This is a genomic window from Arthrobacter sp. 05T442, assembly GCF_056395945.1.
Genome location: NZ_JBFTKM010000001.1, coordinates 222,462 through 240,006 on the forward strand (window position 1 = coordinate 222,462; position 17,545 = coordinate 240,006).

Sequence of the window (17,545 nt, forward strand, 5' to 3'; positions counted from 1 at the left end):
ATTGCAAGTAGCGATGATCGTGGCCGACGATTAGAACTCCGGCGGCACACATGGAGGTTAATACTTGCGACACAAGAGGGTGGGCAGGGCCGAGATACTGACCAGTTGGCGGTCGCGATTAGCTCGCACTTTTAACTCGGGCATCTACTCATGATCCAATTTGGGCTCAAGAAAGCGCCGGGCTGGTTGTGGAGCTGAGGCCAAAATCGCGCGATCGAATTCGTCAAAGTCATTACTGGAGTAAGGACGGTCTTCTGGCGCATGCAGGCTCCCAGAGGAGACCTTTCTGCCAGGCTTGGTTGTAGCGGCGTCGACGTGGCTGTAGTAACCATATGAATATGCATCAGGTCCCCTAGCGGGAAGCCGGTTCAGCACGATTCCCAGAATGTTCGAGCCGACCAATTCCAAAGCACCAATAGATTTCTTGAGATCCTGTTGACGAAGTTTTTGGGATCCGACTATCACTACGACGCCTCCAACATGCTGTGATAAGACGGCCGCGTCTGTGACAGGCAGCAACGGTGGGGCATCAACCACGACGGTGTCGAAAGCTTGCTCGAGACGAAGGATTAGGTCTTTCATTTCGGCAGAGCCAAGAAGCTCGCTCGGGTTTGGCGGTATCTGACCGGAAGTCAGAACATAGAGGTTGTCGTCGCCCCATGGCTGAAGCAAGTCGTTGATATCGGCTCGCCCGACCAGTGCCGTCGTGAGTCCAGCGCTGCGGTCCAGACCCAGATACTCGCTAATCATCGGTCGTCTTAGGTCGGCATCAATCAGACAAACGGATTGGCCGGCCTGGGCGAGGGCGATGGCCAAGTTTGTTGCGGTCGTGCTCTTGCCCTCGCCAGGGAGCGACGAAGTAACCAGCACGGTCTTGGCCTTGTCTGAAACGTTGGCAAACTGCAGATTGGTTCGCAACTGACGGAACGACTCCGCTCGGGGACTTTGCGGGCCCGCCTGGGTCAGTAGGGGCTTCTTAGCGGCATCTTGGTCATAAGAAATGCCGCCCAACAGCGGGGCGGTTGTCACATCTCGGAGATCGGCCTCACCTCGTATTCGCGTGTCGAGTGTTGTTCTCAACACGGAGGCGAGAACCCCGATGGCAAGTCCGATAAGGAGTCCTAGAATTAGGTTCAGGCGGGTGTTCGGGCTAGATGGTGAAGCCGGCGCCGTCGCTGGGTTTATGACCGAGAGACTTACTGGCGACGAATCACCAACTTTTGGTTTTTCGAGTCTGTCAACCCCGCTAATGAGACTACTTGCGACCGCCTGAGCGATTGCCGCCGCCTGCACGGGGGATTCATCCACAACGGAAATGTTAATGAGAACCGTATTTAGGTCCGTACTTGCCTTCACGCGATCGGACAGCTGCTCTGCAGTCAATGAGAGCCCCAAAGTGTCTATTGCCGGCTGAAGCACCATGGGGGAGTTGACCGTCTTGACGTAAGACTGAACCCGCGCTTGACCGAACGTGTTGCCCTGCTGGAGCTCCTGGATGGACCCGGAACCCTGTATAGCGACAAACAGCTGAGTCTCAGCGGTGTATGTAGGCTTGGCGAGCACGGACACCATTCCTCCGGCGAGGAGGCCTGCCAGCGTCGCTGCAACGATCAAGATCCAGTTTCGTCGCAGAATGCGCAGATAGTCGCGTAAGTCCAAACCGGTTTCCCCCTGTGTCGATTACCGGGAAGACCTAGCGGCCCATTCCCCTGAACGGCGGTATCGCACGCTCTCGCCAATTGTACCTGTGGAATTTCGAGTTCGCCTTCGATGGTCACATGTGTGCCGGGCTCGAGCTCGAAGTCACATAGCGGTTTCGACTGGGCTATAGGTCATGTCGGGTGCATGCCGCGGGCTCTGTGTCGACGGGTGTTCTGAAGGGTCTGTGCGGTGGCGGTATGTTGTTGCCTGCTCCGTTGCGGTTCCCGGGTGCCGCAATGACGCTTCCGACCTCGGCGGATGCCCGGGGTGAGGTGTACTACTGCTGTGAGAGACAGTTTGAAAGGATTGTGCCCTTTTCCTCCCGTCCCAGTTGTTCCGATGAGTTCAAAACCGACGCTGTGAATCTTGTCATTGCCTCTGGCCGTTCGCCCGCCTCAGTTGCCCCCGAGCTGGGGATCTCCGTTGCGGCGCTGAAGCGGTGCGTGCAGCTGCATCGGGAAGTGGAGGCCGGGGCCGGCGGCAGGCCTGATGATCCGTTGGATCCCTCGAATTACAAGGCGTTGGAGGCACGGCTGCGGGAGCTGGAAAGGGAGAATGATTTCCTGAAAGAAGTTCCGGCGCTCTTCGCCCAAGAACAACGGTAGAGGACCTCTACCGCCTTGTTCAGGAGAAGAACGCCGGATTCCCTGTCACCTCGATGTGCGCCCGGCTGGGCATTCCGCGGGTCTCGTACTACCGGTGGCGGGACCAGGAAGAATCACCGACGGCTGCCCGCGGCATGGCCAGACCCACGTCCCTCGCCGAAGTCCCGAGAGTCTTCGGATAGGGCCCGCTCCGGGCGTTAGGCAGGAACCGCCCGACCGGATCACCCTTGTCATAACCCAGGTACCCGGACAGCTCGGCCTGCAGCCCGCGTTCCAGCGAGGCCTTGATCAGCTGCTGGATGAAGCCGTCTCTGCCATCGAGTTCCAACTGCCCGAATCGATCTGCGCCAGTTCATCAAAGGCGCCGGAGGCCTTCAAAGCATCCATGCTCCCGGCCGCAACCGCCCTGCGGCCCAGCTCCTCAGGGAGCAGTTCACGGGGTTCATTCATAGCCACAATGATTCTCCGATTAATCAATGACTACAGCCCTCCTGCACAAAGTATCTGACACCCCCTCCCGTTCGGAAAGTGCACATGTTCGACTGGATCAACGACAAACAGGACTGGCAGCTGGCCCTGGACCAGCACGGGCCCGACCGGACCGACACATGGGTCGTCAACGCCTTACCGCGTATCTACATCCTCGAACACCAAAAACGTCTGGGTGTCCAGCACCCCCGGCATGGACTGAAGCTGGTCGAAGATCACCCGGCGCAGGTCGATGTTGTCCACGGCGCGCACCAGCAGGATGACGTCGAAGTCCCCGCCCACCAGGGCGATGTGGTGCACCTCGGGGATGGTCCGCAGCAGTTCGCGCAGTTCCCGCCAGGAATGCTGCCGGACTTTCAGCGTCACATACGCCGAGGACTTAAGGCCCGCCTTAATGGGGTCCACGAGTGCCGTGAACTTGGTCAAGACGCCCTCGCCCGTCAGCCGGGCGATCCTTGTGTAGGCGTGGGCGCGCGAAATGTGGACGTTCTCTGCCACCTGCGTCACGGACATCCGGCCGTCCCTGGTCAGCTCGGCAATGATGTTCCGATCCACATCATCCAGCGGGACCGCCGCCTGTTCGGACTCAGGGTCTGCCATTTGTCTTCAACTCCCGCCGGTAATCCAGCTCACACTTACAATCTGTCTTCCAGATTTGGCCCAAATTTTGGACTTCTCCACGATTTCTCCCGGAGGTGGATACGAAACATCGCCCGGGCCATACTGGGAAAGACTAGTGGCTACAGAAGGACGGACCAATGACGATCTCCGCAGACCACACTGCGCACCACCCCGAGGCGGGCGAGCCGGCGGAAAACGCGGCAGGCACCATGCCCGGCCAGGGGGCAGAAGACGCCGCCAGCGAGGCCGTGCGCAAGTTCGGCATCACGGTCGAGGACTACATGCTGCCCGCCCGGCACCAGATCCAGATGGTGGGCCCGGACGGCACCCTGAACCCGCACACCGAGCAGGGCACCCAGCCCGGCCACGAGTACAGCCTGCCCAGCGAGGCGGAACTGCTGGCCGCCTACGAACAGCTCGTCGTCGGACGCCGCGTCAACGACCAGAACTCAGCCCTCGTCCGCCAGGGCCGGATGGCCGTCTACCCCTCCAGCCACGGCCAAGAGGCCTGCCAGGTCGCCGCTGCGCTGTGCCTGTCCGAGGGCGACTGGATGTTCCCGACTTACCGCGACTCCGTGGCCGTCATGGCCCGTGGCGTCGACCCTGTCCAGACCATGACGCTCTTCCGGGGCGACTGGCACGGCGGCTACAACCCGGCCGAGCACAAGGTGGGCATCCAGTGCACGCCGCTGACCACCCAGCTGCTGCACGGCGTCGGCGTGGCCCACGCCGCCAAGTTGCGCGGCGAGGACACCGTGGTCCTGGCCATGTGCGGCGACGGAGCCACCAGTGAAGGCGACTTCCACGAGGCCCTGAACTTCGCCGCCGTGTTCCACCTCCCCGTGGTCTTCTTCGTCCAGAACAACCAGTACGCCATCTCGGTGCCGCTCGCGCACCAGTCGGTCGCACCGTCGCTCGCCCACAAGGCCGTGGGCTACGGCATGGCCGGTGAACGCGTGGACGGCAACGACATCGTCGCCCTCCTCGCCGTGCTGGGCCGCGCCGTCAAGCTGGCCCGGGAAGGGTCCGGCCCGCTCCTGGTCGAGGCCCACACCTACCGCATGCAGGCCCACACCAACGCCGACGACGCCACCCGCTACCGCCAGGACAGCGAGGTGGCAGAATGGGTCGCCAAGGACCCGCTGAGCCGGATGAAGAAGTATCTGACCGACCGCGGGGTGCTCGATGACGACGTCGCCGCCCGGATCGCCGACAAGGCCGAGGCCGTTGCCACCCAGCTCCGCGAAGGCCTGGGCGAAGACGTCCCGGTGGACCCGCAGGACCTCTTCAAGCACGTTTTCTCCACCCCCACTCCGCAGCTGAAGGAACAGTCCGCCATGCTCGCCGACGAGCTCGCCCGGGAAGAGGCCGCGAAATGAGCCCCACCATCACCACCTCGTCCGAGGCGAACGGCAACGTCAGCGCCGCGACCGCCCGCGCCGCCGCCAAGGCAGCGGCCACCGCCGCAGAGACCGGACCCCAGAGCATCACACTGGCCAAGGCGCTGAACACCGCGATGGCCGACGCCATGCACGCGGACCCCTCGGTTCTGGTCTTCGGCGAGGACGTCGGCATGCTCGGCGGCGTGTTCCGCATCACTGACGGGCTGACCAAGACGTTCGGGAAGACCCGCTGCTTCGACACCCCGCTGGCGGAGTCCGGCATTGTGGGGATGGCCGTGGGCATGGCCATGAACGGCATGCGCCCGGTCATCGAAATGCAGTTCGACGCCTTCGCGTACCCTGCCTTCGAACAGATCGTCAGCCACGTGGCCAAGATGCACAACCGCACCAAGGGCGCTGTGAAGCTGCCCATCGTGATCCGGGTCCCGTACGCGGGCGGCATCGGGGGAGTGGAGCACCACTGCGACTCCTCCGAGGCCTACTATGCCCACACAGCAGGTCTCAAAGTCTTCACCCCGGCCACGGTCGCGGACGGCTACCGCATGCTCCGCGAAGCAATCGACTCCGATGATCCTGTGATGTTCATGGAGCCGAAAAAGCTTTACTGGTCCAAGGACCAGGTGGACCTGGACGCGCTGCGGGCCGAGCATGCGGCGAACACCGAAAGCGGGACCTCCTCGGAGGGCCGCGCCGCCGTCGCCCGCCCCGGCACCGACGCCACGCTGATCGCCTACGGCCCCTCCGTCCCGACGGCACTCGCGGCCGCTGCAGCGGCCGCCGAGGAAGGCCGGTCGCTGGAAGTGGTCGACGTCCGCTCGATCGTGCCGTTCGACGACGAGACGGTCTGCGCCTCGGTCCGCAAGACCGGCCGCGCCGTGGTCATCGCCGAAGCCCACGGCTTTGCCTCCGTGTCTTCCGAGATCGTGGCCCGGGTCCAGGAGCGCTGCTTCCACTACCTGGCCGCGCCAATCCGGCGCGTTACCGGCTTCGATGTGCCGTACCCGGCGCCGAAGCTTGAGCACTACTATCTGCCCGGCGTGGACCGCATCCTCGACGCCGTTGACGACCTCCAGTGGGAAGACTGACCATGAGCGAACCGAAAGTATTCCTCCTTCCGGACCTGGGCGAAGGGCTCACCGAAGCCGAGCTCGTCAGCTGGCTCGTGAAGGTGGGCGACGAAATCCGCGTCGACCAGCCGATCGCCGAGGTCGAGACCGCCAAGTCCATGGTGGAGGTGCCCTCCCCGTACGCCGGCACCGTCGCCGTCCTGCACGGCGAGCCCGGCCAGACGCTCGACGTCGGCAAGCCGCTGATCTCGGTGACGCCGGCCGGCTCCCGCGTTCCCAATGAGATCACCCGCGATGATGCCGAGTCCGCTGCTGACGTCGCGGCCGAGGTCTACCGCGAGGAAGAAAAAGCCGGCTCCGGCAACGTCCTCATCGGGTACGGAACCCCCGGCGGGCACGGGGTTGCCCGACGGACCCGGGCCCCGAAGCGTCCGGAGGCCTCTCCCGTTGAGGCGCTTGGTGCTGACACCACGGTGTCGGCCCAGGAGAAGGCCGCCGATGACCTGCTGCTGATGCGGACCCGCGTTCCCGGGAAGCTGGGCGCCGTTATTTCCCCGCTGGTCCGGAAAATGGCCCGCGATCATGGAGTTGACTTGGGGGGACTCCAGGGATCGGGTGCCAGCGGACTCATCATGCGCCGCGACGTCGAGGCCGTGATCAAGCCCGCCGCCGCAGTGGAGCCCGTCGCCACCGGACGGCCCGCGGCGCTGGCAAGTTCAACAACCGGCGACACCGACGCCCGCACCGGCCTGGGCATTGCCGGGCGGACGGCCGTCCGCGGCGTGCGCAAGGCCGTGGCTGCGAACATGACGCGCAGCCGGTCCGAGATCCCCGAAGCCACCGTGTGGGTGGATGTGGACGCCACGGCGCTCGTGGAGATGCGTGCGGCGCTGAAGAAGGCGGACCCGCACGACACGCCGGGGCTGCTTGCGTTCATCGCCCGCTTCGTCACCGCCGGGCTGAAGAAGTTCCCGGAGCTGAACACGCGGGTCGTCACCACCGAGGACACCGCCGGCGGCGCCATGCAGGAGATCGTCGCGTTTGACGGGGTCAACCTTGGCTTCGCGGCGCAGACCGACCGCGGACTCATGGTCCCGTCCGTGCGCAACGCGGACAAGCTCAGCGCCCGCGAACTGGACGCCGAGATCCGCCGGCTCACCGCCGTCGTCCGCGAGGGCAAGGCGACCCCTGCGGAACTGGGCAGCGGCACCTTCACCCTGAACAACTACGGTGTTTTCGGGGTGGACGGTTCCGCCGCGATCATCAACCACCCGGAGGTGGGGATCCTGGGTGTCGGCCGGATCATCGACAAGCCCTGGGTGGTCAACGGGGAACTCGCCGTCCGCAAGGTTACCGAGCTGACGCTCACGTTCGACCACCGCGTCTGTGACGGCGGAACGGCCGGCGGGTTCCTGCGCTACGTGGCCGACGCCATCGAGAATCCGGGGACCGTGCTGGCGGATATGTAAGAACGAAAGAACGGGATGCGCCTCACACCGTCTTGGCTAATCGCCATGGGCGTCGGGAACATTGGCGGACGTCGTCACTTAACCGGTCTTTAGTGACCGTAGACTTAGCCGGTACGCCCGCAGAGTGCCAAGCGGGCACCCGGGGACGATGCGAGGTATTCAGGAATGGCGACAACTTCCGTGCGGCCAGTACATATTCCCGCTAAACCACGGGATAAGCGATGGTTCTTGGAGACAGCCATCGGCGTCACGCTTCTAGCAGCGATCAGCTTCAGAGGATTTGGCTGGGCTACCGCACTTGAGATTTGCGCGGCCGCCATTATTTTCCTGCTCATATCGTGGGCGTGGAAGCACCAAGACATGCGACGGTTCCTGGTAACTATCGTGCTCTGGCTCGCATCCATAGTGGTCTCGGACCAAATCCACAGCGTTGGTGTGCGCGACACCCTGAGCAGCCTCGCTCTGCCTGCATTGCTGGGGCTAAGCACTTTGATGCTCGGCTGGATCGCGAGGGGCAGCCGCACTCAGCTCCGGGCAGTGATCATTGGGGCCGTGTTGTCCCATCTGATCTTTGTTCTCGCCAACGGAACTACTGACTATGACGTGAATCCATGGAAGTATGGGCTGGCGCTGCCCATAACCCTGCTGGCACTGGCGCTGGTGGCCGGCCCCACCAAGGCGTCTTCTGCCCTTTCCGGTGCAGTGCTGGCAGTTTCAGCGGCTTACAGCTTCTTCAACGGCTTCCGCAGCATGGCCGGCATAGCTCTCGCAGCCCTTGTGATCATGCTAGTGATGCGGCGCCCTCGGAAACCCGGCCGGAAGCATCCGATGATCAAGCTATTCCTTGGCTTGCTGGTGTTTGTCTACGCGAGTTACGGGCTCTACGCATTGGCTGCCAGCGATGGCCTGCTGCCTTCTGAGGCAGCCGCAAAATATCAGACGCAGATCCAGGAGGGAAACCTGCTGGTTGCAGCCCGGCCCGAGATCGTCGGGTCCCTTTATGCTGTTGGCTCCGCCCCGCTTTTTGGCCTGGGCACGCATGGTCACCTAGACCCGGATTCGCAGACTTCAGCGCTTAATCTGCTTTACAACTCGGGCGCCATGATAGCCAAGGAGCAGCAGATACGGCTGTTCGGCGACGGTGTCAACAGCCATTCGCTACTCTTTTCGGGATGGACGTTGTCAGGAGTTCTTGGGGCGCTCCCATGGGCCTTCATGATCTACCTTGGGATGCGTGCGATAGCACATCGGAGGCCTGGTGGGGAGCTACTGCCCCTGTCGGTTTTCTGGGCACTCGCGGCTTCATGGGACATCCTGTTTTCCCCCTACCAGCCTCACCTTCACGTCGTCTTGGCCGCATTTGTTGTGCTCGTGACATGGAAGGAGCCGGACGAAATTCACTCGGTCTCTACTCTTCCCGCCAAGCTGACCATAACCTAGCCGGACGAGTACAATCCGCCCCCTCTCCATCGTTGGAGAGCGCGGCTCTTAGGTGTCCGGACCTTTGCGCCTTGAAGATGCCTACGCGGTCCAGCTTGTACGTGCCTTCGGTCATGTAAATCCCGAGCAACACCGCCGTGTCCCCGTCTGATGGGACTACAAACGACGGTGTGCGGAACACCCCGGTCCGGTCAAAGACTGGGTAGTTTTGGCTGACTTGCAAAATAGCCCAGTCATCGGAACGCGGCCCACTTGCTGTCAGGGCAGTAGCTGTGGAAAGGATCAATCCCAAACCGCTCGTGCCGCCACGGGGATTGGGGCAATGCGGATGCATCGTACTCCACGGTGGCGTATACGGTGTCACCAGGCATGATGGTGCCAGCAGCGTAAGGGTATGAGAACGCTTCAATCTGACCCTTCGAACCTGGCTGGGACGACCATCTTCTGCCATTTGCCCGGGATGGTATCCGTGCGTGTTTCACCGGAAATGGTCTGCGTGGTGTACCGGTCCATGATTGCACCCAGCCTGACGGCGGGCCAGCGGTCATGTCGGTGGCGAGTCGGAGCGTGTTCCAGTTCTGCATGAGGTTGCTGGACCCGTTGGTTGGGCCCCCGTTAGCAGTCCAGCGTCTATGCGATATCTGATTGGATTTCTTGCGTCCAGTTTTCCCAGTAGCGTTTCGGCGTCATGCCGTCCAGGGATCCGTGGGGCCGTTCATGATTGTAGATAGCTTTCCATTCCTCGGCCAAATACTTCGCTTCGGCCATGCTGTCCATGATTTCTCCGGAGAGTTGTTCCCTTCTGAATTGGGCGTTGAAGGATTCGATGAAACCGTTCTGCCAGGGTGATCCCGGGTCGATGAAGGCAGTGTCGACCCCGGCCGTGTTGCACCACTCGATCAGGGCGGCGGCGGTGAATTCCGGGCCGTTGTCACACCTGACGTAGGTCGGAGCGGTGCCGGTTTCGGCGATGATGTTCTCCAGAACTGCGACCACGTCCGTGGCTTTGAATGACCGGCGCGGGATGATCGCCAACGCGGTCCGGGTGTATTCGTCGAGACGAAAGAAGAAGCGGATGTTCCGGCCGCAGGAGGTCACATCCGATTGGAAGTCGAAGCTGACCACGTGCATCGGGTACTCGGCGGTGAGGCGCTTCTGCTCCCCGGCGCCGGGCCCGGTCCGGCGCTTCTTCCGCGCCCTGGTTTACAGACCAGGCCTTCGTCGCGCCAGAGCCGGCGCACCCGCTTCCTGTTCAGCGCCACGCCGCCCCACTCCGGCTGGGCCAGCAGATGCCAGCGCACCTTCCGCCAACCCCATGCCGGATGCTTGCCGGCGACTGCGCGCAGGGCTGCACGAAGCCGGGCTTCCTCGACACCCATGTCGGGCTTCTTTTTGCGGAACGCGGACCGGTTCTGCCCAATGACCTTGCAGGCGAAGCGTTCGGACGCCCCGAACTTCTCCACCGCCATGCGCACGGCACGGCGGCGGGGTTCGGGGCTCAGAATTTTCCCTTGGCCACCTCGTTGAGGATGTCGATGGCCAGTTCCTTCTCCGCCAGCAGCCGCTTGAGGCGGGCGTTCTCCTTCTCCAGCTCCTTCGTCCACTTGGACGCCTCGGCGTTCTTCTCTGACCCGTACTGGTTCAGCCAGCGGTACCAGGTCGCTTCGGTGACTTGGAGCTCCCTGATGACCTCGACCATCGGGCGCCCGTCATTGAGCATTTTCTGGCCCTGCCGGACCGTGGCGATGACCTGCTCGGGGGTGTGTCTGCGTGCCATGATTCGTGAATTTCCTCCTGTGTCCATTCTCGGACACGAAACTCACACAAACACTGGACTTCTATCTGGGGACCCAACCACCGTCAATTTTTTCTGCTGTGGACAGGTCGAACGATGCCGGAACAAGCCCCGATATGACAGTGGCAAGCTCCCGCCCTGCGATGCCTGCGCCCGTAGCCGTGAAGCGGATATTGTCTGTTGAATCGATCGCCGTTACGTCCGTGCGGGCGGTTGCCAGACCAGGGGCGACGATGGTGGAGAAGCAGCCAATGACGGCGAGGTTGCGGCGCGTGCGTCCCTGAGCCCTCATCCACTGGTTCAGGATCAGTGTGTCATTCTGCATGGTCCCGGTATAGCTGAGCCGGGACGGGTTAGTCCCGGTCAATATACGGATTCCCCCAGCATCGATGGCGTTCCAGAAGGCGGTCAGGTTCGCTTGGGTTGTGGCCAGGATCGGGGGGGGTGTCCCTATGCTTTTGGTCAAGCGGCCTGGGGAGTCTCTGCCTGGTCGAGAGTTCCGTTCTTGAGCATGGCGAAGATGACGTCGCAGCGGCGGCGGGCCAGGCAGATGACGGCGGCGTTGTGTTTCTTTCCTTGGGCGCGTTTCCGGTCGTAGTAGGCCTTTGAGAGCGGGTCGTGGCAGGACGCTATCCAGGCGGATCTGAACAGGGCGTTCTTGAGTTGTTTGTTGCCGGAGCGGGCCGGGAATTCGCCGCGGATGGAGGTGCCGGAGCGGCGGGTGACGGGTGCGATGCCGGCGTATGCGGCGAGGTGCCCGGCGGTTTTGAAGCTGCTCGCGTCGCCGATGGTCAGGAGTATCGTCGCTGCGGTCTTGATGCCGACTCCCGGCATGGACATCAAGACCCGGGAAAGAGGGAAGTCATCGAGGAGTTTTTCGACTTCGGCGGCGACGATCGTGCGCTGGTGTTTGAGTTCCTGAATCTGGGCGGCAACGCGGGGGATGACGAGCTCGACGGCTTCGGTTCCGGCGACCGTCACGGTCTGTTCTCCGAGCGCGGCAAAGATGGCGTCGATGAGTTTGGCCGGGTCCTTCCGGCTGTGGTGGCGGGCCCAGCGCAGCACGTTGGTGCGGCCTGCGGTGCGCAGGCCCGTGGGACCGGCGTATTTGATGAGCAGGTCCAGGACCAGTGGTCGGGTGAGGACCGTGCCGGGAAAGGCGCGTTCCAGAGCCGGGAAGATCTGCAGCAGCAGGGACCGAAGCCGGTTGATCGCCCGGGTGCATTCGTGGGTCAGGTCGGCGTCAAACCCGGAGAGCACCTTCAGCGCCGAGAGGACCTCGCTGTCCCGGTCAACGGCCCGCAGCGCGTGAGGCATCGCCCTGGCCGTCTCGGCGATGATGAACGCGTCCCGGGCATCCGTTTTTGAATTCCCGGGATACAGATCCGCCGCTTTGCGCATCGCCAGGCCCGGCAGGTAGGCGACCTCGCAGCCGCAATCCCGGGCCACCGCCACGGGCAGCGCCCCGACGGTGTTGGGCTGGTCCACGACCATCAGCACGTTCCCATGCTGCTGCAACGTCGTGAAAAGCTCCCGAAGCCGGGCTTCATCCTGCGGCAGCGGCTTATCAAAAAGGCGTTCGCCGGCGCGGCTCAGCGCAGTGGCGTGGTGTTCGCTCTTGCCGACATCAAGTCCGCAGTAAACATCGAATCCCTGATCCATACTGGCGCTCCTTTGCACCACTATATGGCCGCAGTCACGACACCCGATGCCGGCACCCACGTTACGAAGAGACCTGAACCCGCTGGCCCGGGCCTTGTCCCTATCAGCGGTCAACAAGTGCCTCCGGACCCGGCGACAACACCCCCCGGATCATCAATGACAGGGCAGGAAAGTCATACCGGGTCCAGCGACCATGTCCCCGGCCATCGGGAACCCAATAAATGTAACGGGGCGGTCGCCTTGCCCTCGCGGACGACGGCGGTGAGCCGACGGCTCTCGGCCTCCAGCTCGCGGGCGCTGAGCTTGTCGGCATCCGTGGAGCTGGGGAGCGGCACGTTAAACCTGAACAACTACGGCGTGTTCGGTGTGGACGGTTCCGCCGCGATCATCAACCACCCGGAGGTGGGGATCCTCGGTGTCGGCCGGATCATCGACAAGCCCTGGGTGGTCAACGGGGAACTCGCGGTCCGCAAGGTCACCGAGCTGACGCTGACCTTCGACCGCCGGGTCTGTGATGGCGGGACGGCCGGCGGTTTCCTGCGCTACGTGGCGGACGCGATCGAGAACCCGGGGACCGTGCTGGCAGACATGTGAGGCTGCGTCAAGTAGCGACCCGGTGCGAATAATGGAGACAGCCGGAACTCTGCTTCGGGAATTTCCGGTTCAATTGTTACGCGAGCACTGGCAACATTCTGCTCAGTGTGGGCGAAGTTGTTCGATGATCGTGTTCTTCTTGGAGAACACCATGCGGCACAGGGGGTCGCATCCTCCGACATTTCTTCGGCACTTCGGCACCATGCGCGTAGCCCGATCCCGGATACCGGGTAATTCGCCAGGATCATTGAGGCGCGGGCTACGCGTGTGAAGCAAATTCCGCGTCCCTAGACTCGGCATTAATCCGGCGCTGGGCCCGGGCTATCCCTAACCGCATCTTGGACCATAGGCCATCGGGTCTGGACCGAACAGTCTGGACACCTTGAGCGGGATTCCAGGATATGGTCTCCGGTTAGCCGCCGAGTCACGGGATCGGGCTGGTTCAGATGGACCCGAAGGAAAATGCGCTTCCGAGAAGCCGCCGGTTTGCACGAAATACTCTCACTCTGCTGATCACCACTGCAGGCCTCCTGCTCGTATGTGCCATGGCAGGGTTCCTGGCGATTCAACCGGCCGCTCGAATGACGGTTGCAGCGACCACTCAGAGCCCTTCGGCCACAAGCGTGGAGCCCACGAAAGACCCTCCGGCCCCGGCCCCGAGCTCTCCGGCTGCCGCTGTCCCGGCGACCACACCCGAGGCCGTTCCTGAGGAGGTCCCGCCTCCGGCTGCCGACGATACGGGAGCCGTCCCAGCTGCGGTGGTGGAGCCCGCGCCCGCAGCCGTGCCGGACGGGGCCGCATCAAGTGCACCTGCCACCAACGAGTACGTGGTGGCGCCCGGCGATACCGTCAGTGCCATCGCAACCCGTTTCGGTGTCGATGCCTACCAGATGCTTGCCGCCAACGGGCTGGGCGTGTACACCCTGATCTTCCCCGGCCAGACGCTGAAACTTTCGGGCCCTCCACTCGATGTTCCTGCACCTGCTCCCGAGCTCACAGTTCCCTATCAAACCACAGCTGTGCCGGCGGCCGCCGCTGTCGCTCCGACGGTCCGGACCATCTACGTCGCCGGAGCAGGAGGCCAGGCCATGGTGGACCGCTGCATCGGCCCGATCCACTTCACCCCGACAGACGCATACTCGCTGTTCATCACCGAACACGACTTTTGCGGAGGATGGGCGCGCTTCTCCGGGATTTGGGTCGGTGAGACGGTGGCCATCCCCGGCTTCGGAACCTATACGGCCACGGGCCGCGGGCAGGTTCCCCAGAACGGAACCACCAACGACGTTGCCGCCGTGTTCGGCGGCTTCCCCCGGGCGATCCTGCAGACGTGCATCCCGGGAACGAACCAGATGCTGCTCATCGCACTGAACTAGCCCTGATTTCTTCGCGTGCAGCCCGGATGATTGCCATGCCCTGAGGCGCCGTCCGCACGGGAACTGCCGCCGCCGCGCAAGCCTGAGGATCCAAGTATTGTCCGGGCCAAAGACAAGTAGTTGGCACTCTGACCCCGTCTCAAACCAAACGATAGCTTCGGCAAATGACGACAAACAGCATGCCGGGGCGGAACCTGGCCAGCGCGCACCCATCGAAGGCGGCCAACGTGAGTGGACACTATGAACCGTACGTCAAACGCGAGCTCCGCCGGCGTCGGCTCCACGCGATGGCCTACGTGGGCCTGGCCCTGTTGGCCGCCGTGACCGCCGTCGTTGTGGTCATGGCACTGCAGCGTTAGCGGCGGCCCCGCGACGAGTGCGAGAGAACCAGCACTGGCCACCGGCCGGGCGTTGGTCCTCCCGCGCGAATTCCGGGGTGGTGTTCAGCCGTTGCCTCCAGCGAATTGCCAGCGGTGCGTTGGTAGAATCGAGGCCAGAACACCGCAACGCCCACGCCGGAATACGGAGATTTAATGTCACGATGGCTCGAGGTTGGCCCCGACAACTACGTGTTGACAACCCAAGGTTCCCTGCTCAACACCGGCCTGGTTGTCGGCACCGAACGCGCCATGGTGATTGACACCGGCGGCGGGCCCCGGCAGGGCCGGGAGATCCTCGATGCCGTGCGTGAAAAGACCCAGCTGCCGCTCGTCGTCGTCAATACCCACGCCCACTTCGACCACTTCTTCGGCAACGCGGTCTTCGCCGAGGACGGGGCCGCGGAGTTCTGGGCGCACCAGAACTGCGCCTCGGAGATCGAGGACAACGGCGACAGCCAGCGCCCCCTCGTCGCCGTCGAGGAGCCGGAAATGGCCGTCGGGGATGGCAGCAACGTCGAGCTCGTCGTGCCGAACGCCATCGTCAAGGACCAGCCTGTCCTTGTCGATCTCGGCGGCCTTAACGCAACTCTTTTCTATCTGGGACGCGGGCACACCGACGGGGATCTGCTGGTGGGGACGGCCACCACCCTCTACGCGGGCGATCTGGTGGAACAAGGCTCGCATCCGTCCTTCGAGGACTCCTACCCAGAGGAATGGGCCGATGCGTTGCGGCATCTCTCCGCGCTGCGCCACCGCTACGAATTCCTGATTCCGGGGCACGGAGAGCCGTGCAGCGACCAGTTCGTCAAGACCATGGCCAACACCATGACCACGGCGGTGCGGCAGGCGACCCAGGCCACCCGGGAAACCCCCGACGACGCCACCAAGGCCATCCCGATCCTCCCGTACGGTCCGGAACAGTCCCGGTGGTTCATCAAGCGGCTGCAGGAGACGCGGGCCCACCACTGAGCCGCTGCCTGCGGCTGACACCCTCCGTGTTTCCGGGTAACCTCACCGAGGCAAACACTAGGAAGTGCAAGGATTTCCTCAGGGTTTCCTGAAGACGTCAATGCTCGGGTATCTTGGTCCGGTCCTACGGTAACTTCTTGGGGGGAGATCAGGATCTCACCAAGCTTTTCAATTCTCGTTAGCGCTCAGCTCGCCCGGTGGATGGGGATCCGCGGCACGCCACAGACGATGTCGCTGAATCCAGGAGGTCTCACCTGTGACTTTGCTCGACTATTTCCTTGCCCTGTCCGCTTTGCTGGGGATCCTTATGCTTCCCGGTGCTGTTTTCTACGCGATGCTTCGGCTCAAACGCCGGCGCCTTGCACCCACCCCTCAACACCAGGAGCCTTGACCGTGCCGTACCTCGACATCAACCCCCACCGTTCGCGCCCCAAGTGGCCTGCGTACGTGGGCCTGGTGGTCCTGGCCGTAGCCACGGCCGCTATCGTCGTGCTGGCGCTCGGCATCCTCTAGCTCGGTCAATACGCAACCCTTTTCCCCGCTCCGCAACGCTTCCTTGTCGGGGGCCGATGCGTCTTGCGCCTAGACTTGCTCTTTGGACCTATTCAAACGAGCGCCGCAGCGGTCTGCGCTGTCAGTCCTAGGGGAACACTTATGCCGGAACCGGTGGACAACACTTCTGCTAACGCTGCCCTCGAGGCGGAGCTACCCGAGCTCCGGCGACGGCGGGACCGCCGGCGCGATGACTCCGACCCCCCGACAGGAACCATGCCAAGCATCTCGCCCGACGACGTCGACACCCCGGTGGCCAGCACGGTCCGCAGCGGATCCTGGGCCGAAGCCGCAGCCGCCGCGGACGCGACCCAGGCTCCAGCGCGGGCCGCCACCGGCCGCACTGCTCCTGATCCGGCTCCGCCGCTTCCCCCGCGTGCAGCCATGCCCGCCGCGCCCGAAACGGCCCCCTCCGTGCCCGCCCAGCCCGCACGCTCCACCCGGTCGGCCAGCCGGGCGGCGGCCCTGGCCTCGGGCCCGGTGCCCGACTTCATCAGCTCCCCGGGCCTGTTCGTCCGGGAACAAAAGCCACGCCCCGTCGGCGGCGTCCGCGGCGCCCTCTACAAGCTCACCGGCGGCGGCCTGAACCTTGGCCCGAGCGCCCGCCAGCGGGAAGAGGACGAGCTCGCCCGGCGCATCTCGCGGCAGCTCCAGGGCAGCTACAACACGGCCGTCCTGAGCCTGAAGGGCGGTATCGGCAAGACCTCCACGACCGTCGGCGTCGGGCTGACCCTCGCCGAGTTCCGCGGGGATCCGCCGTGCGCGATCGACGCGAACCCCGACTCCGGTGATCTCGTGGAGCGTGCGCTCGGCGAGGGCATCTACCAGCAGCAGACCCCGCGCACCATCACGGATCTGCTCAAGAACATCGAGTCCGTCGACTCCCTCACGGCACTGGCACGGTACATGCACCACGCCGGCCGGCTGCACCTGATCGCCGGCGAGCAGGACCCCGAGGTCTCCGACTCGCTGACCGCCGAAGAGTACCTGCGGATCCGCAAGCTCATCTCCGGCTACTATTCCGTGGCCCTGACCGACTGCGGCACCGGCGTCACCCACAATGCGATGAGCGGCATCCTGCAGTCCGCGGACAACCTCATCATCGCGGCGGGCTACGCCGTCAGCGGTGCCAAGCGCGCCCGCAGCACGCTGCACTGGCTCGCCAGCCACGGCTACGAGGAACTGGCGCGCAACGCCGTCGTCGTCATCACGGACAAGGACGAAGTCTCGTCACGGGTGGACAAGGATGCGATCGAGGACCACTTGTCCGGTATCTGCCGCCAGCTGATCGCGGTTCCGCATGACCGCGGAGTGGCCGACGGCGACCTCGTCACCCTGGATGTGCTTCGACCGGAAACGCGCCGCGCCTACCGTGAGATTGCGGCCGCGATCGTGGACGGGTACGCCTAGCCAGCGACTGCG

General features: G+C 63.7%; 14 protein-coding genes and 3 pseudogenes. 11 read left to right on the forward strand and 6 right to left on the reverse strand.

Annotation, left to right across the window (positions count from 1 at the left end; translation table 11 throughout):
• Nucleotides 1–144: 144 nt before the first annotated feature.
• Nucleotides 145–1,659: a tyrosine-protein kinase domain-containing protein gene (locus AC1DES_RS01050; protein ID WP_476893838.1), complete on the reverse strand. Its 1,515-nt coding sequence runs from the start codon at nucleotides 1,657–1,659 to the stop codon at nucleotides 145–147.
• 278 nt (nucleotides 1,660–1,937) lie between these two features.
• Here AC1DES_RS01050 and AC1DES_RS01055 point away from each other — a divergent pair, with 278 nt between their 5' ends.
• Together AC1DES_RS01055 and AC1DES_RS01060 are read left to right on the forward strand one after the other, a co-directional pair.
• The gene (locus tag AC1DES_RS01055; RefSeq protein WP_476893839.1) at nucleotides 1,938–2,306 is read left to right on the forward strand and encodes a transposase; all 369 of its coding nucleotides are present in this window, start codon (nucleotides 1,938–1,940) and stop codon (nucleotides 2,304–2,306) included.
• Nucleotides 2,307–2,359: 53 nt separating this feature from the next.
• The gene (locus tag AC1DES_RS01060; protein ID WP_476893840.1) at nucleotides 2,360–2,488 is read left to right on the forward strand and encodes a hypothetical protein; all 129 of its coding nucleotides are present in this window, start codon (nucleotides 2,360–2,362) and stop codon (nucleotides 2,486–2,488) included.
• Here the strand turns inward: AC1DES_RS01060 and AC1DES_RS01065 are convergent.
• Nucleotides 2,434–2,693 (reverse strand): annotated as a pseudogene (locus AC1DES_RS01065) (transposase); the annotation flags it as partial. The gene AC1DES_RS01060 and the pseudogene AC1DES_RS01065 overlap by 55 nt on opposite strands.
• 237 nt (nucleotides 2,694–2,930) lie before the next feature.
• The gene (locus AC1DES_RS01070) at nucleotides 2,931–3,395 is read right to left on the reverse strand and encodes an Lrp/AsnC family transcriptional regulator (protein WP_476893841.1); all 465 of its coding nucleotides are present in this window, start codon (nucleotides 3,393–3,395) and stop codon (nucleotides 2,931–2,933) included.
• A 158-nt stretch (nucleotides 3,396–3,553) separates the two neighbouring features.
• Between AC1DES_RS01070 and pdhA the strand changes: the two genes are divergently transcribed.
• The 4 genes from pdhA to AC1DES_RS01090 all read left to right on the forward strand — a co-directional run bounded on the left by pdhA (nucleotide 3,554) and on the right by AC1DES_RS01090 (nucleotide 8,795).
• Nucleotides 3,554–4,795 (forward strand): pyruvate dehydrogenase (acetyl-transferring) E1 component subunit alpha, encoded by a 1,242-nt coding sequence (gene pdhA / locus AC1DES_RS01075; protein ID WP_476893842.1) that lies wholly within the window; start codon nucleotides 3,554–3,556, stop codon nucleotides 4,793–4,795.
• Nucleotides 4,792–5,904: an alpha-ketoacid dehydrogenase subunit beta gene (locus tag AC1DES_RS01080; RefSeq protein ID WP_476893843.1), complete on the forward strand. Its 1,113-nt coding sequence runs from the start codon at nucleotides 4,792–4,794 to the stop codon at nucleotides 5,902–5,904. Before pdhA ends, AC1DES_RS01080 begins: the two co-directional genes overlap by 4 nt.
• A gap of 2 nt (nucleotides 5,905–5,906) precedes the next feature.
• On the forward strand, nucleotides 5,907–7,355 hold the full coding sequence (locus AC1DES_RS01085) for a dihydrolipoamide acetyltransferase family protein (protein WP_476893844.1): 1,449 nt from the start codon (nucleotides 5,907–5,909) through the stop codon (nucleotides 7,353–7,355).
• Nucleotides 7,356–7,583: 228 nt separating this feature from the next.
• Nucleotides 7,584–8,795, forward strand: coding sequence for a hypothetical protein (locus AC1DES_RS01090; RefSeq protein WP_476893845.1), 1,212 nt, complete (start codon nucleotides 7,584–7,586; stop codon nucleotides 8,793–8,795).
• A gap of 630 nt (nucleotides 8,796–9,425) precedes the next feature.
• On the opposite strand, the pseudogene AC1DES_RS01095 reads toward AC1DES_RS01090, so the two are convergent.
• The 3 genes and pseudogenes from AC1DES_RS01095 to AC1DES_RS01105 all read right to left on the reverse strand — a co-directional run bounded on the left by AC1DES_RS01095 (nucleotide 9,426) and on the right by AC1DES_RS01105 (nucleotide 12,252).
• Nucleotides 9,426–10,572 (reverse strand): annotated as a pseudogene (locus AC1DES_RS01095) (IS3 family transposase).
• A 61-nt stretch (nucleotides 10,573–10,633) separates the two neighbouring features.
• Complete coding sequence (locus tag AC1DES_RS01100) at nucleotides 10,634–10,915, reverse strand: hypothetical protein (protein ID WP_476893846.1); 282 nt, start codon at nucleotides 10,913–10,915, stop codon at nucleotides 10,634–10,636.
• Between the two features lie 137 nt (nucleotides 10,916–11,052).
• Nucleotides 11,053–12,252 carry an IS110 family RNA-guided transposase gene (locus tag AC1DES_RS01105; RefSeq protein WP_476893847.1) on the reverse strand — a complete coding sequence of 400 codons (1,200 nt, stop codon included), beginning with the start codon at nucleotides 12,250–12,252 and terminating at the stop codon, nucleotides 11,053–11,055.
• A gap of 318 nt (nucleotides 12,253–12,570) precedes the next feature.
• Here AC1DES_RS01105 and AC1DES_RS01110 point away from each other — a divergent pair.
• The 5 genes and pseudogenes from AC1DES_RS01110 to AC1DES_RS01130 form a co-directional block, all read left to right on the forward strand.
• Nucleotides 12,571–12,846 (forward strand): annotated as a pseudogene (locus AC1DES_RS01110) (2-oxo acid dehydrogenase subunit E2); the annotation flags it as partial.
• A gap of 581 nt (nucleotides 12,847–13,427) precedes the next feature.
• The gene (locus AC1DES_RS01115; RefSeq protein WP_476893848.1) at nucleotides 13,428–14,222 is read left to right on the forward strand and encodes a LysM peptidoglycan-binding domain-containing protein; all 795 of its coding nucleotides are present in this window, start codon (nucleotides 13,428–13,430) and stop codon (nucleotides 14,220–14,222) included.
• A gap of 164 nt (nucleotides 14,223–14,386) precedes the next feature.
• Complete coding sequence (locus tag AC1DES_RS01120) at nucleotides 14,387–14,581, forward strand: hypothetical protein (RefSeq protein WP_476893849.1); 195 nt, start codon at nucleotides 14,387–14,389, stop codon at nucleotides 14,579–14,581.
• 174 nt (nucleotides 14,582–14,755) lie between these two features.
• Entirely contained in the window at nucleotides 14,756–15,571 is an 816-nt protein-coding gene (locus AC1DES_RS01125; protein WP_476893850.1) for an MBL fold metallo-hydrolase, read from the forward strand.
• Between the two features lie 654 nt (nucleotides 15,572–16,225).
• Nucleotides 16,226–17,533, forward strand: coding sequence for a MinD/ParA family ATP-binding protein (locus AC1DES_RS01130; protein ID WP_476893851.1), 1,308 nt, complete (start codon nucleotides 16,226–16,228; stop codon nucleotides 17,531–17,533).
• Nucleotides 17,534–17,545: the final 12 nt, after the last annotated feature.